The 23,616-nt window shown below is 67.5% G+C and carries 20 protein-coding genes; 13 read left to right on the top strand and 7 right to left on the bottom strand.

Translation table 11 applies throughout. The annotated features are described in order from the left end of the window. The first annotated feature begins 52 nt into the window (after positions 1–52). A complete protein-coding gene (locus ACP7EY_RS10215) occupies positions 53–1,108 on the top strand; it encodes an HD domain-containing phosphohydrolase (protein WP_426193093.1) in 1,056 nt (351 codons plus the stop codon). A gap of 216 nt (positions 1,109–1,324) precedes the next feature. Beyond that, positions 1,325–3,655 (top strand): TonB-dependent receptor, encoded by a 2,331-nt coding sequence (locus ACP7EY_RS10210; protein ID WP_426193091.1) that lies wholly within the window; start codon positions 1,325–1,327, stop codon positions 3,653–3,655. An 89-nt stretch (positions 3,656–3,744) separates the two neighbouring features. Here ACP7EY_RS10210 and ACP7EY_RS10205 read toward each other — a convergent pair whose 3' ends face one another. Further along, a complete protein-coding gene (locus tag ACP7EY_RS10205) occupies positions 3,745–4,683 on the bottom strand; it encodes a LysR family transcriptional regulator (RefSeq protein ID WP_426193089.1) in 939 nt (312 codons plus the stop codon). Positions 4,684–4,884: 201 nt separating this feature from the next. On the opposite strand from ACP7EY_RS10205, the gene ACP7EY_RS10200 reads away from it, so the two are divergent. The 8 genes from ACP7EY_RS10200 to ACP7EY_RS10165 all read left to right on the top strand — a co-directional run bounded on the left by ACP7EY_RS10200 (position 4,885) and on the right by ACP7EY_RS10165 (position 12,674). Beyond that, on the top strand, positions 4,885–5,796 hold the full coding sequence (locus tag ACP7EY_RS10200) for an alpha/beta fold hydrolase (RefSeq protein WP_426193087.1): 912 nt from the start codon (positions 4,885–4,887) through the stop codon (positions 5,794–5,796). A gap of 150 nt (positions 5,797–5,946) precedes the next feature. Beyond that, positions 5,947–7,137 carry a substrate-binding domain-containing protein gene (locus ACP7EY_RS10195; protein ID WP_426193085.1) on the top strand — a complete coding sequence of 397 codons (1,191 nt, stop codon included), beginning with the start codon at positions 5,947–5,949 and terminating at the stop codon, positions 7,135–7,137. Position 7,138: 1 nt separating this feature from the next. Continuing rightward, the gene (locus tag ACP7EY_RS10190; RefSeq protein WP_426193083.1) at positions 7,139–7,909 is read left to right on the top strand and encodes an ABC transporter ATP-binding protein; all 771 of its coding nucleotides are present in this window, start codon (positions 7,139–7,141) and stop codon (positions 7,907–7,909) included. Next, complete coding sequence (locus ACP7EY_RS10185) at positions 7,902–8,627, top strand: ABC transporter ATP-binding protein (protein ID WP_426193081.1); 726 nt, start codon at positions 7,902–7,904, stop codon at positions 8,625–8,627. Before ACP7EY_RS10190 ends, ACP7EY_RS10185 begins: the two co-directional genes overlap by 8 nt. A gap of 13 nt (positions 8,628–8,640) precedes the next feature. Continuing rightward, positions 8,641–9,651 (top strand): branched-chain amino acid ABC transporter permease, encoded by a 1,011-nt coding sequence (locus ACP7EY_RS10180; RefSeq protein WP_426193079.1) that lies wholly within the window; start codon positions 8,641–8,643, stop codon positions 9,649–9,651. Positions 9,652–9,709: 58 nt separating this feature from the next. Next, positions 9,710–10,795 carry a branched-chain amino acid ABC transporter permease gene (locus ACP7EY_RS10175; protein ID WP_426193421.1) on the top strand — a complete coding sequence of 362 codons (1,086 nt, stop codon included), beginning with the start codon at positions 9,710–9,712 and terminating at the stop codon, positions 10,793–10,795. A gap of 87 nt (positions 10,796–10,882) precedes the next feature. Next, the gene (locus tag ACP7EY_RS10170; RefSeq protein ID WP_426193077.1) at positions 10,883–11,254 is read left to right on the top strand and encodes a post-PEP-CTERM-1 domain-containing protein; all 372 of its coding nucleotides are present in this window, start codon (positions 10,883–10,885) and stop codon (positions 11,252–11,254) included. Further along, positions 11,241–12,674: a PA domain-containing protein gene (locus ACP7EY_RS10165; RefSeq protein ID WP_426193075.1), complete on the top strand. Its 1,434-nt coding sequence runs from the start codon at positions 11,241–11,243 to the stop codon at positions 12,672–12,674. Before ACP7EY_RS10170 ends, ACP7EY_RS10165 begins: the two co-directional genes overlap by 14 nt. A 63-nt stretch (positions 12,675–12,737) precedes the next feature. Here ACP7EY_RS10165 and ppa read toward each other — a convergent pair whose 3' ends face one another. The 5 genes from ppa to hemC all read right to left on the bottom strand — a co-directional run bounded on the left by ppa (position 12,738) and on the right by hemC (position 17,469). Then, positions 12,738–13,274: an inorganic diphosphatase gene (ppa, locus tag ACP7EY_RS10160; protein ID WP_426193073.1), complete on the bottom strand. Its 537-nt coding sequence runs from the start codon at positions 13,272–13,274 to the stop codon at positions 12,738–12,740. A gap of 71 nt (positions 13,275–13,345) precedes the next feature. After that, a complete protein-coding gene (locus ACP7EY_RS10155) occupies positions 13,346–14,542 on the bottom strand; it encodes a heme biosynthesis protein HemY (RefSeq protein WP_426193071.1) in 1,197 nt (398 codons plus the stop codon). A 3-nt stretch (positions 14,543–14,545) separates the two neighbouring features. Then, positions 14,546–15,649: a uroporphyrinogen-III C-methyltransferase gene (locus ACP7EY_RS10150; RefSeq protein ID WP_426193069.1), complete on the bottom strand. Its 1,104-nt coding sequence runs from the start codon at positions 15,647–15,649 to the stop codon at positions 14,546–14,548. Next, positions 15,646–16,425 carry a uroporphyrinogen-III synthase gene (locus tag ACP7EY_RS10145; protein WP_426193067.1) on the bottom strand — a complete coding sequence of 260 codons (780 nt, stop codon included), beginning with the start codon at positions 16,423–16,425 and terminating at the stop codon, positions 15,646–15,648. Before ACP7EY_RS10145 ends, ACP7EY_RS10150 begins: the two co-directional genes overlap by 4 nt. A gap of 12 nt (positions 16,426–16,437) precedes the next feature. After that, the gene (hemC, locus tag ACP7EY_RS10140; protein WP_426193419.1) at positions 16,438–17,469 is read right to left on the bottom strand and encodes a hydroxymethylbilane synthase; all 1,032 of its coding nucleotides are present in this window, start codon (positions 17,467–17,469) and stop codon (positions 16,438–16,440) included. Between the two features lie 154 nt (positions 17,470–17,623). On the opposite strand from hemC, the gene ppc reads away from it, so the two are divergent. From ppc to ACP7EY_RS10125, 3 genes are all read left to right on the top strand, one after another. Next, entirely contained in the window at positions 17,624–20,440 is a 2,817-nt protein-coding gene (gene ppc / locus ACP7EY_RS10135) for a phosphoenolpyruvate carboxylase (protein WP_426193065.1), read from the top strand. Between the two features lie 139 nt (positions 20,441–20,579). Next, entirely contained in the window at positions 20,580–21,977 is a 1,398-nt protein-coding gene (locus tag ACP7EY_RS10130; RefSeq protein WP_426193063.1) for a diguanylate cyclase domain-containing protein, read from the top strand. A 213-nt stretch (positions 21,978–22,190) separates the two neighbouring features. Continuing rightward, complete coding sequence (locus ACP7EY_RS10125) at positions 22,191–22,619, top strand: RcnB family protein (protein WP_426193061.1); 429 nt, start codon at positions 22,191–22,193, stop codon at positions 22,617–22,619. 65 nt (positions 22,620–22,684) lie between these two features. On the opposite strand, the gene ACP7EY_RS10120 is transcribed toward ACP7EY_RS10125, so the two are convergent. Further along, positions 22,685–23,590, bottom strand: coding sequence for an alpha/beta fold hydrolase (locus tag ACP7EY_RS10120; RefSeq protein WP_426193059.1), 906 nt, complete (start codon positions 23,588–23,590; stop codon positions 22,685–22,687). Positions 23,591–23,616: the final 26 nt, after the last annotated feature.

The raw sequence follows: 23,616 nt of genomic DNA, 5'->3' as shown, positions 1-23,616 counted from the left end.
TGTCCTGGGTTCCCGAATGCAAACATTCGCACGGCGCTGACCAGGAGACTGCATGTCCGTTTTAATTGTCGACGACGACCCCACAACGCTGCAATTGCTGGGCGCCCTCCTAGGCGGCACCAGCACGTGCCTGGCCGATCCCGAGGCGGCCCTCGACTGGTGCGCCCGGCACACTCCCGCACTGGTGCTGATTGACTATCACCTGCCCGGCATGTCCGGCGTTGAGTTGATTTGCCGGTTGCGGCGCATGCCGCGCCTGGCGAACGTGCCCATTATTATGGTTACCTGCGATAACCATGGGGCGCTGCGCCAGCAGGCACGCGAAGCGGGCGCCACCGACTTCGTCGCCAAGCCCCTGGAAGTGCATGAGTTTCGCCTGCGCGTACGCAATTTATTGGCGCTCAATGAAGCCCGCACACTGCTGGCCGACCAGGCGCGGCTGCTGCAGGACGAAGTAGCGCGGGCCACCGCCGAGCTGGCCAAACGCGAACTTGAACTGGTCGTGCGACTGGCGCGTGCCGCCGAATTCCGCGATCCCGAAACGGGCGCCCATCTGCAGCGCATGGCGCACTATGCGGGCCTGATCGCGCGCGAGATGGGCTGCGATGGGGCGTTCCAGCAACAACTGCTCGAGGCCGCCCCGATGCATGACATCGGCAAGCTGGCCACCCCCGATTCCATCCTGCTCAAGCCGGGCCGCCTGGACCCCAGCGAAATGCGCATCATGCGCGAACATGCCGCCCATGGCGCCCAGATTCTCGCTGGCAGCGCGTCGCCCCTGATACAGATGGCTGAAGAAGTTGCTCGTTGCCATCATGAACGCTTCGATGGCGACGGCTATCCGCAGCGCCTGCGCGGCCTTGCCATTCCCCTGTCGGCGCGGATCGTCGCGGTGGCCGACGTGTTCGACGCGCTCAGCTCGCCGCGCCCGTACAAGCAGGCCTGGCCGCTGTACGAAGCGCGCGCGTACATCGTCAACCACAGCGGCAGCCAGTTTTGCCCGCAAGCGGTGCAAGCGTTCGTGCACGCGTGGGACGACATCGTCGCCACCTGCCAGCGCTATCCCGATGCGCCGCCGGCGCTCTGCCTGGTCCGCGCCCGCCAATAAGCGGCGCGGTTCTGCGCCCCCTCCCTCGTCAACGTCGCGCTGTGCAAATTTGCACACAGGCCGTGCATGCCTCTGTCTTTCACTCGCTGGTGAAACGCGGCACACTGCGTTGCATTGCGTATAAGAGCCCACCGAAGAGCGGGCCGAAGCGTCGCAACATAAAAACAAAACCACCACCAGGAGACAAGCATGCGTATTTCAAAGAAGCATAAGTCAATGCTGCGGCGTTCAGTCGCCGTCATCATGACCGTGCCGGCAGTGGGCATCGAGACGGCCTACGCCCAATCGGCCCAGGACAGCGGCGCCGCCCCGGCCGCCGAGAGCACCACGCGCCAGCTCGACCGGGTGGTGGTAACGGCGCGCCGGCGCGCCGAACTGATCCAGGACGTGCCCGGCTCGGTCAGCGCCATCTCCGGCGCCGAGATGGAAAAGCAGGCCATTCCCGACATCACGGCGCTGGCCGAAACGGTGCCCAACACCACCCTGAAAACCTCGCGCGGCACCAATACCACGCTCACTGCCTTCATCCGCGGCGTCGGCCAGCAAGACCCCGTGGCCGGTTACGAGCAGGGTGTCGGCATCTATCTCGACGATATTTACCTGGCCCGCCCGCAAGGCGCCCTGACCGACATCTACGACCTCGAGCGCATTGAAATCCTGCGCGGTCCGCAGGGCACCCTGTACGGCCGCAACACGATTGGTGGCGCCGTCAAGTACGTCACCCGCAAACTGCCCAATAAAATGGCGTTCGAGGTCAAGGGCACGCTGGGCAATTACAACGAGCGCGACCTGGTGCTCAAAGGCAGCATTCCCCTGTCCGATACGCTGCGCGTGGGCGGCACCCTCGCCACTTTCAACCGTGACGGCTTCGGCAAGAACATCGTCAACGGCAAGCAGAACTACGACAAGAACGTCGCCGCCGGCCGCATCAGCGTGGAAGCGACACCCAACAGCGAGCTGTTCATCCGCTTCGCCGCCGACCGCACGGTGGACGATTCGAACCCGCGCCAGGGCTACCGTTACACGCCCACGCCGGCGCCGGAAAACGCCGCGCCGCTGGCGAACCTGTTCGACACCCGCGCCAATCTATACACGGTCAATGGCCACGACCAGCAGGTCATCACCAAGGGCGCTTCGCTGCTGATCGACTACACCATCAATCCGACCCTGTCGTTCAAGTCGATCACCGCCCATCGGGGCTCGGACACGTTCGCGCCGATCGACTTCGATTCGACCAGCTTCGCCGCCTGGGAAGCGCCGACCATCTACCGCGACAAGCAGGACAGCCAGGAATTCCAGTTCACCTACACGGGCGAGCGCATCCAGGGTGTGGCCGGGGTGTACTACATGAAGGCCAACGCCTTCAACGAATTCGACGTGCGCTACAACGCCGCCGGCGGCCTGTCGCTGTACACCCTCGATGACATCGACACCAAGACCTACGCCGCATTTGCCGACCTGAGCTACACGATCAGTCCGGGCCTGTCCGTCACCGTCGGCGGGCGCTACACGGACGACGACCGCCGCGCGCGCATCTTCAAGAAAACCTACGTGGGCCTGGCCGGCTCGCCCACCCTGGGCAACCCGGCCGCCGTGGGCGGCGCGGCCAACACCGACCTGGACAAGGACGCCCTGCACCGCACCGACAAGAAGTTCACGCCGAAACTGGGCTTTGGCTGGAAGTTCGCGCCCGAGCACAACGTCTATGGCACCGCTTCACAAGGGTTCAAGGGCGGCATGTTCGATCCACGCATGGACCTGCTGGCCACGGGCGGGCCGAACTCGGCGACCTCGCTGACCAAGCGTGAAGGCGTCAAGCCGGAGGAAGTGACGTCGTACGAACTGGGGGTGAAATCGTCGATGCTGGGCGGGCGCCTGCAAACGAACGCCGCCGTGTTCTACTCCGATTACAAGAACATCCAGATTCCCGGTTCGGTGCCCACGTTCGCCGCCAACGGCACCATTAACGGTTTTGCCGGCTCGCTCACCAACGCCGGCAAGGCGAAAATCGCCGGCATCGAACTCGAAGCGGTCAGCCACCCCACCGACCAGCTGACGGTGAGCGCCATGGTCAGCCACCTCGACGCCAAGTACAAGGAATGGCTGGTGGCCAATGGCGCCGGGCTGGTCAACATCGCCGACCAGGCCGAGTTCCAGAACACGCCGAAAAATTCGGCCAACCTGTCGGCCAACTACGACTGGCCCATGCAGCTCGGCGGCCGCAGCGGCACCGTCTCGGTGCTGGGCGGCGCCTCCTACAAGAGCCGCGTCTACCAGTCGGAAATCGTGCGCAACACCGGCATCGCCACCATCGACGTGACGGTGCCGCAAAACCTGTTGCTGGCGCAAAGCGGCTATACCCTGTTCGACGCTGGCGTGGTGTGGACCTCGCTGGACCGCAAGCTGCAAGTGGGCCTGCACGGGCGTAACCTGGGCGACAAGCGCTACAAGGTGGCCGGCTATGCCTTCGGCGCCTTCTTCAACTCGATCACCGGCTTCTACGGCGATCCGCGCACGGTCAAGCTGACGGCCAGCATGAAGTTTTAAGGCCCAGCGCAGGCAGCACCACAAGACCGGCCAATGGCCGGTCTTGTGCCTTCCGGCGCACCCTGGCGCCACCGTACGGGGCGCCCCTGTCAGGCTTTGCGTTTGGCCCGCAGCGGCAAGGCCGTGCCGCCATGGACGAACAGTTCGGGCTGCGCATCGGCGTACTCGCGCAGCAGGTTCCACACCGCCCGCACCCGCGGCAGCCGGTACAGGTCGACCGGCGCCACCATCCAGTAGGCCCGCTCGGCAAACACGACATCCTGCAGCACCGGCACCAGCCGGCCGTCGTTGGCAATCACGTAGGGCGGCGCGAACATCAAGCCCAGGCCGGCGGCGGCCGCTTCGGCCTGCGCCATCATGCCCGTGCAGCACAGGCGGCGACGGGGCGTGAATCCCAGCGCGTCGAGAAAATTGAGTTCATTGCTGGCCAGCCGGTCCTGCACGTAATCGACAAAATCATGGGTGGCCAGGTCGGACTGGCGCACGATCGGCGGATGGCGCGCCAGGTAGTCGGGCGCGCCGTACAGGTACAGCCGGAACGAGGCCAGCCGGGTCACCATGTAGCGCCCCGTGCTGGGTGCGTCGAGCGTGACGCCGAGGTCGGCCTCGCGGTTGGCCAGGTTGGCAAAGCGGGGCTGCACCAGCAGGTCGATCGACAGGTCAGGATGCTCGCCCAGGAAGCGCGCCAGCAGCGGCGTGATGACACGCACACCGAGCACCTCCGGCACGCCCAGCCGCACCACCCCGCGCACCTCGACCTGGTTGCCGCTTAACTGGTCCTGCGCGGCCAGCGCGGCGCTTTCCATCACTTCCGCGTGCGGCAGCAGGGCCAGCCCCATTTCGGTCAGCTCGTAGCCTTCGCGCGAGCGGTCGAACAGGGTCGAGCCCAGCTGCACTTCCAGGCGGTCGATGCGGCGCGCGACGGTGGTGTGCTCCACTTGCAGGCCGCGCGAGGCGCCGGACAGGGTGCCGGCCCGGGCCAGTTCGAGGAAGAAGCGCAGGTCAGTCCATTCAGGCAATGTTTTCATATGGTTTATTGTGCATCAGCGCACAGCGGCCACGCAACGCACACCGTCGACGATGGCGGTGTTTTACGCGCTGCAGCGCAGCACAAACGCCCCCTTTTGATGTGCATTAATGCACAAAGGGTGTTCGCCGCCCTGCCTTTCGAACAGCGCCCTTTTGCTGCACACTGCACGCAATCGAGCAACCAGACCCACGGGGCGGCAGTGTCCACTACACCTGATCACCAGCACCAGGCAGGCAGCGAATGCGGCTTCGCCGACATCGCCTTCACCAGCGCCGACGGCCTGCGCCTGTATGCGCGCGACTACGCGGGCGCGAGCGGCTTCGCCCGCCTGCCCGTCATCTGCATCCACGGCCTGACGCGCAATTGCACCGACTTCGACGAGGTCGCGCCCTTCATCGCCGCGCTGGGCCGGCGCGTCATCGCCGTCGACGTGCGCGGGCGCGGCCACTCGAGCTACGACAGCGATCCGTCCCACTACAATCTGGCCGTGTATGGCGCCGACGTCGTCAAGCTGATGGGCAATCTGGGCATCGCCCGCGCGGTGTTCATCGGCACCTCGATGGGCGGCCTGATCACCATGACGCTGGCGCTGCGCCACCTCGACCTGATCGCCGCCGCGGTGCTCAACGACGTCGGCCCGCAGCTCTCGCCGCGCGGCCTGGCGCGCATCGCCGGCTATGCGGGCAAGGGCGAGGTGCAGGACAGCTGGGCGGCGGCGGCGGCCTACCTGCGCGACATCAACCAGGTGGCGTTTCCCGACTACGGCGAGGCCGACTGGGCCAAGTGGGCGCGGCGTGCCTTTGCCGAAACGGCGCCCGGCGTGCTGACCATGCGCTACGACGCCAACATCGGCCTGGCCCTGCGCTCGGGGGCCATCAAGAGCAGTTCGATGATGGCCAACTTCGCCTTCAAGCGACTGGCGCGGCGCCGCCCCACCCTGCTCATCCGCGGCGCCCTGTCGGACCTGATCGAAGACACCCAGGCGGCGCACATGCGCGCGATGGCGCCGGCGATGGGCTACGCCGAAGTGGCCAGGGTCGGCCACGCGCCGATGCTGACGGAGCCGCAGGCGCAGGTGGCGCTGCGCGAATTTTTATCGAAGGTCGAGTGAAATGGCGCTACGCTGCAGTGCACGATCGATAGTTGGTCGAGTGTGGCGATAAGTGACAACAAGTGACAACAAGTGACAACAAGTGACCACAAGCGACCACAAGCGACAACAGCGCGACGACGCTGACCAGACAACCAACAGGAGACACCCATGAATACCCAATACAGCGTGCCTGCCGCGCTGCTGGCGGCAGCCCTGGCGAGCGCGCCGGCCGGCGCCGCCGATTTCAAGATTGCCCTCATCACCGGCAAGACCGGCGTGCTTGAGCCGTATGCCAAGGAGACCGAGACGGGTTTCATGATGGGCCTGGAATACCTCACGGGCGGCAAGATGGAAGTGGCGGGCCGCAAGCTGAAAGTCATCGTCAAGGACGACCAGAGCAAGCCCGACCTGGGCCGCACCCTGCTGGCCGAGGCCTACGGCGACGACAAGGTCGACATCGCCGTCGGCACCAGTTCGTCCGGCTCGGCGCTGGCGATGCTGCCGGTGGCGGCCGAATACAGGAAGGTGCTGATCGTCGAGCCGGCGGTGGCCGACGCCATCACGGGAGAGAAGTGGAACCGCTACGTGTTCCGCACCGCGCGCAGCTCGATGCAGGACGCCATGGCGGCGGCCAGCACCCTCAAGAGCGGCAGCGTCGCCTTCCTGGCGCAGGACTACGCGTTCGGCCGCGACGCCATCAAGGCGGCCAGGGAAGCACTGGTGAGCACCCGGAGCGGTGCCAAAGTGGTACACGAAGAATACGCGCCGCAAGCGGCCACCGATTTCACCGCCTCGGCGCAGCGCATCTTCGACGCCCTCAAGGACAAGCCGCCACCGCGCGTGCTGTCGATCGTCTGGGCCGGCCCGAACCCGATGAACAAGATCGCCGACATGAAGCCTGAGCGCTACGGCATCACGCTCGCCCCGGGCGGCAACATCCTGCCCGTGATGAAAACCTGGAAGAACTTCGCCGGCACCGAGGGCACCATCTATTATTACCACGACTTCCCGAAGAACAAGATGAACGACTGGTTCGTCGCCGAGCACAAAAAGCGCTTCAAGGCGCCGCCCGACATGTTCACCGCCGGCGGTTTCGCCGCCGCCAGCGCGGTCGTTTCCGCCCTCACCCGCGCCGGCGCGGGCGCCGGCGACAGCGACAAACTGATCGCGGCGATGGAAGGCATGGCGTTCGACACGCCCAAGGGCACGATGAACTTCCGCAAGGAAGACCACCAGGCGCTGCAGGTGATGTACCACTTCCGCATCAAGAAAGTGCAGAAGGACGACACCGACCTGCTCGAGCTGGTACGCGAGATTCCCGTCAGCGAACTGCCGCTGCCGATCCGTAACAAGCGCTGACATGAGCGCCCCCGCCTCCCTGTCGACGCGCGACCTGACCATCCGCTTCGGCGGCCACGTCGCCGTCGATGGCGTGTCCGCCGATTTTTATCCGGGCACGCTGTCCGTCATCGTCGGCCCGAATGGCGCCGGCAAGACCACCTATTTCAACCTGATCTCGGGCCAGCTGGCCGCCAGCGCCGGCAGCGTGCGCTTTAACGGCGTCGACATCACCGGCCTGGGCGCGGCGCGCCGCACCCAACTGGGCATCGGCCGCGCCTTTCAACTCACCAATCTGTTCCCCGACCTGTCGGTGGCGGAGAACGTACGCCTGGCCGTGCAAAGCCGCGCCGGCCTCGGCCTGGCCGCCGCCATGTTCTCCGTCTGGTTCAATCACCGCGAACTGATCGAGCGCGCCGACCATTACCTCGAACGGGTGGCGCTGGCGGGCAAACGGCGGGCCACCGTGGCCTCGCTCTCGCACGGCGACAAGCGCAAGCTCGAGGTGGCGATTTTACTGGCGCTCGAACCGGCCGTGATGATGTTCGACGAGCCCACCGCCGGCATGAGCGTCGACGAGGTGCCGGTGGTGCTCGACCTGATCGACCAGGTGAAGACGGAAAAAAACAAGACCATCCTGCTCGTCGAGCACAAGATGGACGTGGTGCGCCGCCTGGCCGACCGCATCCTGGTGCTGCACAACGGCGCCCTGGTGGCCGACGGCGAGCCGGCCGCGGTGATGGCGTCGGCCATCGTTCAAGAAGCCTATCTGGGAGCACCCGCCCATGCCTGACGCACTGCTGACGCTCACTGGCGTCCACACCCACATCGGCCAGTACCACATCCTGCAAGGGGTCGACCTGCACGTGCCACGCGGTGGCCTGGCGGTGCTGCTGGGCCGTAACGGCGCCGGCAAGACCACCACGCTGCGCACCATCATGGGCATGTGGCGCGCCAGCGCCGGCCGCATCGTCTTCGACGGCCAGGACATCAGCGCCATGGCCACCGCCGATATCGCCCGCGCCGGCATCGCCTATGTGCCCGAATCGATGGCGGTGTTTTCCCAGCTGACGGTGCGCGAGAACATGCTGCTGGCATCGCGCGACGGCCCGCTCGACCAGGCCCGCGTCGACTGGATCTGCGATTTCTTCCCCGCCCTGAAAAAATTCTGGCACTACCCGGCCGGCAATCTCTCGGGCGGCCAGAAGCAGATGGTGGCGATCGGCCGCGCGCTGGCCGAGCCGCGCAAGCTGCTGCTGGTGGACGAGCCCACCAAGGGCCTGGCGCCGGCCATCATCCACAGCCTGATCGCCGCCTTCGCCGAACTGAAAGCGCTCGACACCACCATTTTGCTCGTCGAGCAAAACTTCAGCGTGGTGCAGACGCTGGGCGACAGCGTCGCCGTGATGGACGACGGCCGCGTGGTGCACGCCGGCGCGATGGCCGCGCTGGTGGCCGACGAGGCCCTGCAACAACGCCTGCTCGGGCTCGCGCTCGATTCGCATCAATGAACGGAACCTGACGATGACAACGACTGCTCCCTCCGCGCCGGCCATACCGGCGCCGCGCCGCGACCTGCTGCCCCTGCTGCTGGTGCCGGCCCTGATGCTGTTGAGCCTGCCGCTGGTGGGCAGCCTGCCCACCTGGGTCACCCTGACGGTGGCGGGGCTGGCCATGGGCATGATGATTTTTATCATGGCCAGCGGCCTGACCCTGGTGTTCGGCCTGATGGACGTGCTCAATTTTGGCCACGGCGCCTTCGTCGCCGTCGGCGCCTACAGCGCCACCATGGTGCTGCTGCCTATGCGCGGCGCGCTCGAGATCGACTCACTGCCGCTCAACCTGGGCGTGCTGGGCCTGGCGATACTGGTGGCGATGCTGGTGACGGCGCTGCTGGGCTGGGCCTTCGAGCGCATCATCATCATGCCCGTCTACGGCCAGCACCTCAAGCAGATCCTCATCACCATGGGCGGCATGATCGTCGCCGAACAGCTCATCAACGTCATCTGGGGCGCCGACCAGATTCCCCTGCCCCTGCCGGCCAGCCTGCGCGGGGCCATCGTGTTTGGCGACGCGGCGATCGAAAAATACCGCCTCGTCGCCGTCGTCGTCGGCCTGCTGGTGTTCGCCGCCATGCTGCTGGTGCTCAACCGTACCCGCATCGGCCTGCTCATCCGCGCCGGCGTGGAAAACCGCGAGATGGTCGAAGCACTCGGCTACCGCGTGCGCCGCCTGTTCGTCGCCGTGTTCGCCGCCGGCTCGGCGCTGGCCGGCCTGGGCGGCGTGATGTGGGGACTGTACAAGGAAACCCTGTCGGCCTCGATGGGCAGCGAAGTGATGGTGATGGTGTTCATCGTCATCATCATCGGTGGCCTCGGCTCGGTGGGCGGCTGCTTCATCGGCGCCCTCCTGATGGCGCTAGTGGCCAATTACGCCGGCTTCCTGGCGCCCAAACTGGCGCTGGTGTCGAACATCGGCCTGATGATCGCCGTGCTGCTGTGGCGTCCCGCCGGCCTGTACGCGGCCAAGCGCTGAACCCTGACCGGACCCTCCCATGACTTCCCTCGCCGCTGCCACCATCCCTGCCGCTCCCATGACACCTTCGCTGCTTTCCACCGTGCTGTCGGGCGACCTGCCGCGCAGCCGCCTGCTGGCCCTGGCGCTGGCGGCCATCGTGCTGGCGCTCGCCTTCGCCCCCTTCCTCACCAGCGGCGCGCGCCCCCTCAACGCGGCCGCCACCATCTGCGTCTACATCGTGCTGGTGGCCTCCTACGATCTGCTGCTGGGCTACACGGGGATCGTCTCGTTTGCCCACACCATGTTCTATGGCATCGGCGCCTACGGCGTCGGCCTGGGCCTGGCGCAGCTGGGGGCCGGCTGGAGCGGCGCGCTGGTGGGCCTGGTGCTGGCGCTGCTGCTGACCATCGCGCTGGCGCTGGTGGTGGGCCTGTTCGCCCTGCGCGTGCAGGCGATCTTCTACGCCATGATCACCCTGGCGGTGGCGTCCTCGTTCGCCGTGCTGGCCTCGCAACTGTCCGACTTCACGGGCGGCGAGGACGGCACCACGTTCAGCGTGCCGGAACTGCTCACGCCGGGCTTCCGCCTGATCGAGGGCGAAATCGCCGGCCGCGCCATCGACGGCAAGCTGCTCACTTATTACCTGGTGTTTTTCGGTTGCCTGCTGCTGTTCCTGTTCCTGCTCAGGGTGGTCAATTCGCCGTTCGGCCGGGTCCTGCAGGCGATACGCGAAAACCCGTTCCGCGCCGAGGCGCTGGGCTACCGCACCATGGTCTACCGCATCTGGGCCAACCTGCTGGCGGCGCTGGTGGCGGCGCTGGCCGGCGCCCTGATGGCCCTGTGGCTGCGCTACGTGGGACCGAAGACCATGCTCGGCTTCGAGGTGATGACGGACATCCTGCTCATCGTCGTCATCGGCGGCATGGGCACCCTGTACGGCGCGGTGATCGGCGCCACCCTGTTCATCCTGGCGCAAAACTACCTGAAAACCCTGATGGCCGACGGCGCCGCCAGCCTCGCCGGCATCCCCGTCCTGGCCCAGGCGCTGCACCCGGACCGCTGGATGCTGTGGCTGGGCGTGCTGTTTGTGCTGTCGATTTATTTTTTCCCCAGCGGCATCGTCGGCAAGCTGCGTGGCACGGCCACACCGGGGCACAAATAATTGCTGCCTTGAACTAAATCAATATCGCGTTTCTTGCGGCGTCTAAGGTCGGTCGGGTAGTGTCCCGCCCGACCCGAAAGGAAGCCCATGAAACGCCTATCCGTATTGCCCCTTGCCGCCATGGCCGCGCTGACGGCGGCCTGCGCCACTGCGCAGGACCGCACCAGCGAACCGGACGGCGCGGCGCCCCCCATGGTCGCCGTGCGCGACCCACAAACGGGCCAGCTGCGCGCGGCCAGCGCGGCCGAACTGCGCGCCCTCGGCAGCGGCTCGCTGTCGCTGCGACCGTCCGCCGGCCAGCTCAGCGTCCGCGCCGACGGCCGCCGCCAGCTGCACCTGGGCGAAGCAGCCCTGGTGCACCTGGTGGTGCGGCGCGACGCCGACGGCCACGTCACCGGGACGTGCATGGAAGGACATGAGCAAGCCCCGCCCGCGCAGGTGTCCCATGCGCAGCGCTAAGGGCCTGCCGGCGCTGGTGCTGGTGCTGGGACTGGGCCTGGGCCTGGCCGCGGCCAGCCTCGGCCAGGCCGCCACCATCACCATCATCAACCGCAATGAAGCGGGCGTCGGCTTCAATGACCCCACCCCGGCTGCCCCGGTGGGCGGCAACAGCGGCACCACCCTGGGCCAGCAGCGCCAGATCGCCTTCGATTACGCGGCCTCGCTCTGGGGCGCCACCTTGAACAGCGCGGTGCCGATCCGCGTTGCCGCCTCGTTCGTGCCGCTCACCTGCACCGCCACCACGGCCACGCTGGGCTCGGCCGGCGCCAACGACATCTATGCCGATTTCCCCAATGCGCCGCGGCCCGCAACCTGGTATCCGGCGGCGCTGGCGAGCAAACTGGCCGGCATCGACCAGAGCCCCGCCGACGCCCCGCACATCGTGGCGCGCTTCAATTCACGCCTGGGACTGTTCGACGACTGCATGCCCAACGACGGCTTTTACCTGGGCATCGACGGCCAGGCGGGTGGGCGCATCGACCTGGTCACCGTGCTGCTGCACGAAATGGCGCACGGCCTGGGCTTCCAGACCTTCACCAACGACCAGAGCGGGCGCCGCGCCAACGAACTGCCCTCCGTGTGGGATTACTATTTGATCGACAACCGGGGTGGCAAGACCTGGGCGCAAATGAGCGACGCCGAGCGCAGCGCCTCGGCCGTCAGCGGCGCCGGCCTGTCGTGGAACGGCGCCGCCGTCACCAGCGCCGTGCCGGGCCTGCTCTCGCCCGTCTCGCAACTGCGCATCGACGGCCCCGGCGCGGGCGCCGCCGCCGGCCCGATGGCGGTGGGCGACGCCGGCTTCGGCCCGCCCCTGTCGCGCCAGGCGGTGGTCGGTGAGCTCATGCCGGTGGTGGACGGCGCCGACGGCACGGGCCTGGCGTGCGCCCCCCTGAACGACACCAACCAGGCCGCCGTGCGGGGCAAGGTGGCGCTGGTCGACCGTGGTACGTGCGCCTTCGTCGACAAGGCCCGCAATGTGCAGGCGGCCGGCGCCATCGCCATGGTGGTGGCCGACAACGCGCCCGGCGAAGTGAGCGACCTGGGCGGCGTCGACCCCGCCATCGTCATTCCCGCCGTGCGGGTGTCGCAGCAGTCGGGGCTGGCCCTGAAAGCGGCGCTGGCCGGGCGCGGCCCCGACCACTCGGGCGTGTTCGCCAGCCTGGGCGTCGATTCCACGCGGCTGGCCGGCGCCGACAGCGCCGGGCGCATGCGCATGTACACGCCGGCCGAGTACGCGCCCGGCTCGACGGTGTCGCACTTTTCCACCGACGCCAGGCGCAATCAGCTGATGGAGCCGTCGATCAGCGCGGACTTGCGCCACGCGGTCGACACCCCGCTCGACCTGACGTATTCGCTGTTGAAGGACATCGGCTGGTAGCGCCGCTGTACGGACGCAAAAAAGCCGGGTGCGAGCCCGGCTTTTACTGTGCCACCGCCAGCGTTATTTTGGCAGTTTGTTGAACGCGGCCACGCCGTTCATGATTTCTTCCTTGGCCGCTTCAGGACCTTCCCAGCCCTCGATCTTGACCCATTTGCCTTTTTCGAGATCCTTGTAGTGCTCGAAAAAGTGCTGGATCTGCTGCAGGCGCAGGTCGTTGATGTCTTCCGGCTTCTGCCAGTGGCTGTAGATCGGCAGGATCTTGTCGACCGGGACGGCCAGCACCTTGGCGTCGCCGCCCGCTTCGTCCGTCATCTTCAGCACGCCGATGGCGCGGCAACGCACCACCACGCCGGGGAACAGGGGGAAAGGCGTGATCACCAGCACGTCGCACGGGTCGCCGTCGTCGGACAGGGTGTTCGGCACATAGCCGTAGTTGCACGGATAGTGCATCGCCGTGCTCATGAAACGGTCGACGAAAATCGCGCCCGATTCCTTGTCCACTTCGTACTTGATCGGATCGGCATTCATCGGGATTTCGATGATGACGTTGAAGTCGTTCGGCACGTCTTTGCCGGAAGATACTTTATTGAGACTCATGGATTATCCTTGGTTTGCGAAAGATTTTACGGCGTGATTATAGCGGAAGGCGGCAGGGGCTCAGGCGGCGCTCACAGCAGGCTGGCCAGCGCGCACTGGCGGTAATGGGCAGCGGCCTGCTCGTGCTGGCCCAGCGCCTCGTGCAGCTGCGCCAGTTTCAGGTGGCACTCGCGCACCATGGCGGGGGCGCTGGCGTCGGACAGGGCCTGCTCCAGGTAGCGCTGGGCCTTGCCCCACAGTTTCTGCTTCAGGCACAGCGCGCCCAGGCTCAAGGCCAGTTCGGCGTCGTTCGGCCGTTGCGCCAGCCACTGCTCGCATTTTTCGATCTGCGCCAGCAGCGCCGGCGTGCCGGCCGGGGCGGCCGCGTCGCGGTAGGCGCGCACCACCCGGTCGTCCCATGCGGCGGCCAGGGCTTCTTCGACGGTGGCGCGCGCTTCGTCATGCAGGCCGCGGGCACTGAGGGCGCTGGCGGCGCGCGCGGCGATGTAGGGCTTGATGCGATCGGCAGTGGGCACGCCCGACCAGACCCGCAGGATCGACTCGGCGTCATGGCTGGCGTCGCACAGCAGGGCGTCGTAGGCCAATTCGCGCAGGCGCGCCGACAGCGCCGGGTGCAACGCCTTGTGCTTGTCGAGCGAACGCACCAGGCGCAGCACTTCCGGCCAGTTCTTCGCTTGCTGGTGGGCCCGCATCGACCATTGCAGGGCGTAGATGTGGCGAATGCCGCTGGCGCTCAGTTCGGCCACGGCGTCGAGCGCCGCTTCCGGCTGGTGGTCGTCGACCATCAGCTCGGTGAGCGTCATCAGGCGCGCCGTTTTCAGCGACGCGTCCGCGCTCACGGCGGCCAGCCAGTTATCGCGGCGCGCCGGCTCGCGCATGCGGTGGGCGGCGCGCGCGCCGATCAGCGCCGCCAGGCCGGCGTTCTCGGGCAGCTCGGCGGCGCGCGCGGCAGCCTTCTCGGCATGCCCGAAGCGCCCTTCGAACAGCGCCTTCAAGGCTTCGCGCAAGCCCTTGTTGCTGTAGCGCTCACGCTTGCGCTGGCGGTAGGCGGCAACCCGCGCCGGCATGCCGACGGTGGCGTTGAACGCCCGCAGCAGCGCGTACACGAGGGCGAACAGCAGCACTTCGAGGACGATGACGAAATTGAGCGACAGGTCGATCCGGTGCGGCGGATAGAACAGCACCACGTTGCCGGGATTGAAGCGGGCCGTGACGGCGATGCCGATTGCCAGGGCCATCAGCGCGACCAACCAGAGTAATAGACGCATGGCTTAAGGCTTCGCTTTGTAGGTGCGCACGGCGTTCAGGCTGTCGGCCAGGGTCGGCATGTCGATCGCCAGGTTGTTGCCCTGCAGCTGTCTCAGCATCGACTGCGCGGCCTGGGTGCTGCGCGCGCGCGTGTCGAAATACTTGAGCAGCGCGTCCTGCACCGTTTCAAGGTCGCTGCGAAAGGCCGCCTCGTTGCGCGACAATAGGGCCAGGCGGGCATTGAGCAGGCGCAGTTTCAGGTTCTCGCGGGTGAAATAGGCTTCGCGCGGCGACAGCATCAGCGCCTCCGGCGTGTCGACCCGGCGCACGCGGATCAACTGGCGGATTTCATCCCACATTTCCACCGTCCACAGCGTCCACAGCTGGCCGATACGGGCGCCGATGGGCTCGGGCGCGACGCCCGCCGCCGTGCCGGCGGCGCGCGGCGCGCGCGGCGCCGACCGGGCCAGGTCGGCCGGCGCTACCGGCTTCGAATCCGACAGCATGGGCAGGGTGTCGATCTGGGTGATGACGTTATCGATGCGCACGGCCAGGCCGGCCACATCGATGCCGGGCAGCGCCTTGAGCTTGTCGGTGTCGCGGGCGATGGCCCGGCGGATGGTGATGAACTGCGGCTTGTCGTTGCGCGAGAGCGAGCGGTCGGCGTTTTGCAGGGCGATCAGCGCGCCCTGCACGTTGCCGGCCAACTGCAGCTGCTGGCTGGCGGTCGAGAGCACCTGTTCGATTTCAGCGAGCGCCCACTCGTCGCGGTTCTTCGACAGGTCCTGGTAGAGCTGTTCGAGCGCCAGTTGCTGGCTTTGCGCCTCGCTCTGGCGACTCTCGAGCGCCGCCACCTTCACTTGCAGCTCCTTGCTCTGCTCCTGCACCTGGCGCGCCAGCGCCACCGTCTCGTTGGTGGTCGCTTCGACTTTTTGCAGGCTGCGGGCCGTCTCGGCGCGAAGGCGGCCAAAGCGGCTGTGGGTCGACCAGGCCAGCGCGGCCAGCAGCAGCAATAGCACGATTGTCACTTTGACCAGCGGCAGCTGCAGCAGGTCGCCCAAGGTGGCCCGCGCGGGCACAGGGGAAGTTGGACTGGTGGTGTCCGGTAATGGTGGTAGTTCGTTCATGCTCGTGATTGTAACGCGGCAAGCAGGCTGGCGTCGCCTGATCCCGACAGGGTGAGCCGGCCCGCGCCCAGCGCGGCGGCGGTTTCGGCGATGCGCGCGTGCGGCACGATCAGGCGCTGCTGTTGCATTTTTACAACGGCAGCGGGTCCACCCATCTGCTCGAGCAGGGCGAACAGGCCGCGCAGGGCCTCCGAACTGGTGACGATCCAGTCGCACGGACGCGCAATCAGGCTGGCGATCTGCGCGGCCAGCGCGGGCGTCAACGGTGGTACCCGGCGCCGGTAGGCGGCCACCGTGGTGACGCGGGCGCCGGCGCCGCGCAGGCCCTCGGCGAGCAGTTCGCGGCCCGATTCGCCGCGCACGATGAGCACGTCGCGCCCGGCCAGGGCCTTCACGTCGAGCGCCGCCATCAGGTGCTCGGAGTCGCTGCGCGCCGGGTCGAGCGGGCTGTAGATGGTGGCGTTGGCGTCGCTCACGCCATGGGCGGCCAGGCACAGGCGGCTGCCCTCGCCCAGCACCGCGATGGCCACCTGCGGCGGCCACGCGGATAACTGGGCAAAGGTGGCGTCGATGGCGTTGGGCGAGACGAAGGCGACCAGCGCGTATTCGTCCAGCCGCGCCAGCACCGCGCGCAAGGCGGCCGGGTCGGCCAGCGGCTCGATGTCGAGCAGCGGCAGCAGCACCGCTTCGCGGCCCAGCGCGCGCACGGCCTCGGCCAGCGCGCCGCACTGGGCGCGCGGGCGGGTGATCACCACCGGGACGCTGCGCTCAATCACGCTGGCACCCGCTCAGCGTGGCGCCGCGCTGGCCGCTGCCTTGGCGGCTTCGTCAACGGCGTCGGCGGCGGTGGCGTCGGCGGCGGCGGCCTGCGCCACGCAGGCGGCCAGGATGCCGTGCGCGTCCTGCGCCTGCAGCAGGTCGGCCACGCGCTGGCCCAGCGCATCGGGGGCGTCGGCCGGGCCGCTGGCGTCGGCGTGGGCGACGCGCGCGCCGTCCGGGGTGCCGACCATGGCGCGCAGGCGCATGCGGCCCGCCTCGACGGTGGCAAAGGCGGCCAGCGGAATCTGGCAACTGCCGCCGAATACCTTCGACACCTTGCGCTCGGCGCTGACGGCGTTGAAGGTGTCGCCGTGATTGAGCGGCGCCAGCAGCGCGCGCAGATCGATGTCGGCGCGCCCGGCCAGGATCTCGATGGCCATGGCGCCCTGGCCGGCGGCGGGCAGGCTGTGTTCAGGGTCGAGCAGCGAACGGATGCGCTGCGGCAGGCCGAGGCGCTTGAGGCCGGCGGCGGCGAGGATGATGGCGGCGTATTCGCCCCGATCGAGCTTGCCCAGCCGGGTGTCGAGGTTGCCGCGCAGCGGCTTGATGACCAGCGCCGGATAGCGCGCCGCGATCAGCGCCTGGCGGCGCAGGCTCGAGGTGCCGACGATGGCGCCGGCGGGCAGCGCGTCGAGGCCGGCGTAGTCGTTCGAGACGAAGGCGTCGCGCGGATCTTCGCGTTCGAGCACGGCGGCCAGTTCGAAGCCATCGGGCAGATCCATCGGCACATCCTTGAGCGAGTGCACGGCCAGGTCGGCGCGCCGCTCGGCCATGGCCACCTCGAGCTCCTTGACGAACAGGCCCTTGCCGCCCACCTTGGACAGGGCGCGGTCGAGGATCTGGTCACCGCGGGTGGTCATGCCGAGAATACTGATGCAGCAGTTTGGATATAATAAAGTTAATTGAGCGCGAACATGTTCGGCCTGCCACATGGCGAGACGGCTCTCACGCGAGGCGATAATCAAGCTCGCCGGCGCGGAGGGCAAGCTTTGTGCGGTCATTTCGGTGGCGTTCAAAACGGATTCTTTCGCTGTCGTTTGCCGACCCCGGCACAAACCAGAAATCGAGCGATGTATAAGATTACAAATTTTATCATGCGCCCTTTGCAGATTCCGGCCAGAAGCCCCTGCGCCCACCTTTTTCTCACTGGTAGACATGACCAATCCCGCTGCTGCTGCACCCGCCCCCGACCTTGCCGTCCCGGCTGACAAGGACGCTCCGCTCAAGGAAGACATTCGCCTGCTCGGCCGCCTGCTCGGCGACGTGCTGCGCGAGCAGGAAGGCGAACAAGTGTTCGATGTCGTCGAGACGATCCGCCAGACCGCCGTGCGCTTTCGGCGCGAGGACGACGCCAACGCCGACGTCGAACTGCGCACCCTGCTCAAAAAGCTCACGCGCGAGCAGACCATCTCGGTGGTGCGGGCGTTCTCGTATTTCTCGCACCTGGCCAATATCGCCGAAGACCAGCACCACATCCGCCGCCGCCGCGCGCACCAACTGGCCGGCTCGCCGCCGCAGGCCGGCAGCGTCGGTTTCGCGCTGGGCAAACTCAAGGCGGCCGGCGTCACGGCCGCGACGGTCCAGGGATTTTTCGAGCAGGCGCTGATCGCGCCGGTGCTCACGGCCCACCCCACCGAAGTGCAGCGCAAGAGCATTCTCGACGCCGAGCACGCCATCGCCCGCCTGCTGGCAGAGCGCGACCAGCCGCTCACGCCGAAACAAGCGAAGGCCAACCTGGCGCTGCTGCAGTCGCGCATCACCACGCTGTGGCAGACCCGCATGCTGCGCTACTCGAAGCTGACGGTGGCCGACGAAATCGACAATGCCCTGTCCTACTACCGCATCACCTTCCTGCGCGAGCTGCCGGGCCTGTACGACGACATTGCCGACGAACTGAGCGCCCATTACGGCAGCGACGGCGCCGCCGTCGACGCCTCGTTCATCCAGATGGGCAGCTGGATCGGCGGCGACCGCGACGGCAATCCGAACGTCAACGCCGCCACCATGCAAGAGGCGCTGACCAAGCATGCCACCACCATCCTCGATTTCTACCTCGACGAAGTCCATGCGCTGGGCGCCGAGCTGTCGGTGTCGACCCTGATGGTGAGCGTGAGCGCCCCCCTGCAGGCGTTGGCCGACGCCTCGCCCGACCTGTCGCCGCACCGCAGCGACGAGCCCTACCGGCGCGCCCTGATCAACATCTACGCCAAGCTGGCCAGCACCGCGCGCCGGCTGGGCGCCACCAACATCCTGCGCAAGGAAGTCGGCCATGCCGAGCCGTATGACGACGCCGGCGCCTTCGCCGCCGACCTCAAAGTGCTGGCCGATTCGCTGGCGGCCAACCATGGCGCCAGCCTGGTGCACCCGCGCCTGGCGCACCTGCAGCGCGCCGCCGCCATCTTCGGCTTTCACCTGGCCTCGCTCGACATGCGCCAGACCTCGGACGTCCACGAACGCGTGCTGGCCGAGCTGTTCGCCGCGGCCGGCGCCGAAAGCGACTACGCCGCCCTGCCCGAGGCGGCCAAGGTGGCCCTGCTGCTGCAAGAGCTGGCGCAGGCGCGCCTGCTGGTGTCGCCGTGGGCGAGCTATTCCGATGAAACCGAAAGCGAGCTGGCGATCCTGCGCGCGGCCAAGCAGATCCGCCAGCGCTACGGTGCGCGGGCCATCCGCAACTACATCATTTCGCACACCGAAACGGTGTCGGACCTGCTCGAAGTGCTGCTGCTCCAGAAGGAAACGGGCATGCTGCGCCTGGCCAGCGGCGAACTCGATGCGATGGTGATCCCCCTGTTCGAGACCATTCCCGACCTGCAGCGCGCCGCCGCCATCATGCGCGACTGTATGGCGCTGCCGCTGGTGGCGCCGCTGATCGCCCGCCAGGGCCAGCTGCAGGAAGTCATGCTGGGCTATTCCGACTCCAACAAGGACGGCGGCTTCCTCACATCCAACTGGGAGCTGTACAAGGCCGAGATCGACCTGGTCAAGGTATTTAGCGACGCCCGGGTCAAGCTGCGCCTGTTCCACGGCCGCGGCGGCACCGTCGGCCGCGGCGGCGGCCCCAGCTATGAAGCCATCCTGGCGCAGCCGCCCGGCACCGTCAATGGCCAGATCCGCCTGACCGAACAGGGCGAGATCATCGCCTCCAAGTTTTCGAACGCGGAAATCGGCCGCCGCAACCTCGAACTGCTGGTGGCGGCGACGCTCGAAGCGAGCCTGGGACAGGGCGACGACAACGCGGCCGTCAGCGCCGACCTGGCCGGCTTCGAGCAGGTGATGGCCGAATTGTCCGAACGGGCCTACCACGCCTACCGCAACCTGGTCTACGAGACCCCCGGCTTTACCGACTATTTCTTTGCCGCCACGCCGATCGCCGAGATCGCCGAGCTCAATCTCGGTTCGCGCCCCGCCTCGCGCAAATCGACCCGCCGCATCGAAGACCTGCGCGCCATTCCGTGGGGCTTTTCGTGGGGCCAGTGCCGCCTGCTGCTGCCCGGCTGGTACGGTTTCGGTTCGGCCGTCCAGGCCTGGATCGACGACGGCGAACGCGAACAGCGCCTCGCCACCCTGCGCGCCATGTACCGGCACTGGCCGTTCTTTGCCACCCTGCTGTCGAACATGGACATGGTGCTGGCCAAGACCGACCTGCCGATCGCCTCGCGCTACGCCGAACTGGTGCCCGACGTGGCCCTGCGCGAGCGCATTTTCGACCGCATCGCCGCCGAACACGGCGCCACCCTGGCCTGCTTCGAGAGCATTACCGGCGCCGGCGACCGCCTGGCCGGCAATCCCCTGCTGGCGCGCTCGATCCAGAACCGCTTCGCCTACCTCGATCCGCTCAATCACCTGCAAGTCGAACTGATCGAGCGGCACCGCGCGCTGGCGGCCGGCCCGCTGGAGATGGATAACCGGGTACACCGGGGCATCCACCTGTCGATCAACGGCGTCGCGGCGGGCCTGCGCAACACCGGCTAAGGCAGCGGCAAACGGGCGCGGCGCACGCCCGTTTGCCCGGCTGGCGGCGCCTGTGCCAAATCGTTGTCATTTAACTAACTGTCACGTAATTTCCACAGGGATATTGCACCGCGAGCTAAACAGGCTACACTCACCCTGCATGAAGCCGCCAGCCCTCCCCCCTTACGAAGCTTTCTTCGACCTGCTGCTCGACGCCGTCTGCGCGGTCGATGCGCACGGGCGTTTCGTGTTCGTCAGCGCGGCGGTCGAGCGCATCCTCGGCTACACGCCGCAGGAGCTGATCGGCCGGCGCATGATCGACCTGGTCGCACCCGAGGACCACGCGCGCACCCTGGCGCGGGTCGACGAGGTGGTCGGTGGCGCCGATGCGGGCGGCCCGGCCAGCCCCCACTTTGAAAACCGCTACGTGCACAAGGCCGGCCACTACGTCGACATCATGTGGTCGGCGCGCTGGTCCGAGGCCGACCAGTTGCGGGTGGCGGTGGCGCGCGACGTGACCGAGCGCAAGCGGGCCGACGCGCTGCGGGCGGCGATGTATGCGATCTCGGAGGCGGCCAACGCGGCCAGCAGCCTGCCGCACCTGTTCCCGCTGCTGCACCACATCGTCGACAAACTGCTGCCGGCGCCCGGCTTTGCCATTGCGCTCTACAACGGCAAGGACGACCTGATCCTGATGCCCTACCATGTCGATGAACACGGCGCCACCGGTGCCTCGAGCATGGCCGCCGCCGATACCTTGTGCGGCCACGTCATCAAGGAAGGGCGCGCGCTGCTGCTCACGCCCGAGTCGCTGGCGAGCCTGCCGCCGGCCCTGCACGCCGATGCGCGCCGCGCGTCGCCGTGCTGGCTGGGCGTGCCGCTGGTCTCGCGCAAGGAAGGCACCATCGGCGCCATCATCGTCACCAGCCTGCCAGGGCCGCGCCAGTTCGGCCAGAATGCGCTCGAACTGCTCCATTTCGTCGCCGACCAGGTCGGCACCGCCATCGAACGGGTGCGCATGCAGGAGCAGTTGCAGCACATGGCGCGCCACGATGCGCTGACCGGCCTGCCCAACCGCCAGCTGTTTCTCGACCGCCTCGACGCCGCCCTGGCGCGCGCGGTGCGCAGCGGCGGCGGCTTCGCCCTGCTGTACCTGGACCTCGATGGCTTCAAGCAGGTCAACGACCGCCACGGCCATGCCGCCGGCGACGCCCTGCTGTGCGAAGTGGCGCGCCGCGTGCAGCAGGCGGTGCGCGACGTCGACACGGTCGGCCGCATCGGCGGCGACGAATTCGTGGTGCTGCTCGAAGGGGTCGACAACCCCACCGACGCCGCACTGATCGCCGCCAAGATCGGGCAGCGCTTCGAGCGCCCGATCAGCGCCGCTGGCCAGGCGCTGCAGATCAGCCCCAGCATCGGCCACGCCCTGTATCCGTTCAACGGCGTCACCGCCGCGCAGCTGCTCGAACACGCCGACATCGCCATGTACCGCGCCAAGCATACGCGCCGCGCCGCCACGGCGCCGGCCGTGCCATCACCGGACGTGTCGGCGGGCTGAATCGGCCGCCTGTGCGCGCCAGCGCACCGACGCGCCCGGCAAATTTGTAGATACTGCTCCCATCGACACAGCAAACACTATTCGGCCGCAACGTAAATACGCGCTGAAACGTTTTGTAGCGTTCCTTACCAGAATGGATCACCTGTGCAGCGCGATTCGCGGTGTAATGGTTCCGTCAGCGCAGTTCCACCGATTCAACCCAGGAGAATAATCATGAAACGCACATTAATCGCATCAGCCCTGATCGCTTTGAGCATGGCCGCCAGCGGCAGCGCGATGGCCCAGCGCGACAACGACCGCAACGACCGCAACGACCATGGCGATCGCGGCAACCACGGCCAGCAGCAGAACCAGGGCCGCAACGACGGTCCGCGCGGCGATAACAACAATAACAACCGTCGCATGTACGACGCCAAAAACTTCCGCCGTGACGATCACCGCGGCGGCGGCCCCCGCCACGATCTGCGCCGCGGCCAGCGCCTGAACCAGGAATACCGCAACAACCGCTACGTCGTCAACGACTGGCGCGCGCGCCGCCTGAGTGCGCCGCCACGTGGCCAGCACTGGGTGCAGGCGGGCGATGACTACGTGCTCGCCGCCATCGCCACCGGCATCATCACGCAGATTTTGCTGGCCAATTAAGCCGGCACTGCAGTGATAGAAACCGCGCCCTCGCAAGACGGCGCGGTTTTTTTTGCCTGCGCCGCCTATTTGAGAAACTGCCGCACCTGCGCCTGAAACAGTGCCGGCTGATCCCACATGATGAAGTGGGCGCTGTCGTCGATCCGCTGCAAGCGCAGCACCTTGACGCCCGCATAGGCCGCCCGGTAGACGGCATCGGCCTGCTCCGGCGTCATGCCGCCCTTCGGCGTGACGTACAGCACCGTGACGGGCGCCGCGATGCTGGCCAGTTCGCCGCGCAGATCCGTCACCACCAGTTCATGGTAGGCGCGCGCCGACACGTCCGCCGTGCTCGTGAGCGAATCGTCGATGGCGCCGGCGCGCATCGCTTCCGTATTGACCATGCCATTGAGGGTGCCGATGGCGCGCGCGCGGCGCGCTTCCGGGTCGGCCGCGCGCATCGCCGCCAGGATGCCGTCGGCGGTCGGGGTGATGCTGGCGGCGGTGCTGCCCGGCGGGCCGAACAGCGCGCCCAGGAAGGGCACCATGTCGACCACCATCAGCCGGCCCACGCTGCGCGGATGGCGACTGGCCAGCATCAGGCCGATGGTGCCGCCCATCGAGTGGCCGATCAGGGCGGGCCGGTCAAGCTGCCTGGCGTCGATGTAGCGGGCGATCTCGTCGGCCACGGGCGCGGCCACCGCGCCCTCCACGTTGGCGCCCGGCGCGGCGCCGGCAAAGCCGTTCACCTGCACCAGGTGGTAGCGGTGGCCCGGCAGCGCCTTGATCATCTCGCGCCACACCCGCGGCGAGGAATTCAGGCCGGGGACCAGGATCACGTCGCTGCCACTGCCCTCGACGGTCACGCTGATGCGGCCGGCGCCGGCGCCGGTACTGGCAACGAGGTCGGCAGCCAAAGCCGGCAGGCCGCCGAACAGGCTGACGATGGCGAGGGACAAAGCGGTGGCGAGCACGGTGCGACGGGTGGTCATGAGTTCTCCTGGGCAAGGTGGGACAA

The sequence above is a fragment of the Massilia sp. DWR3-1-1 genome (assembly GCF_049898325.1).
GTDB lineage: Bacteria > Pseudomonadota > Gammaproteobacteria > Burkholderiales > Burkholderiaceae_D > JAFCUW01.
This window is presented reverse-complemented; position numbering and strand designations above follow the sequence as displayed.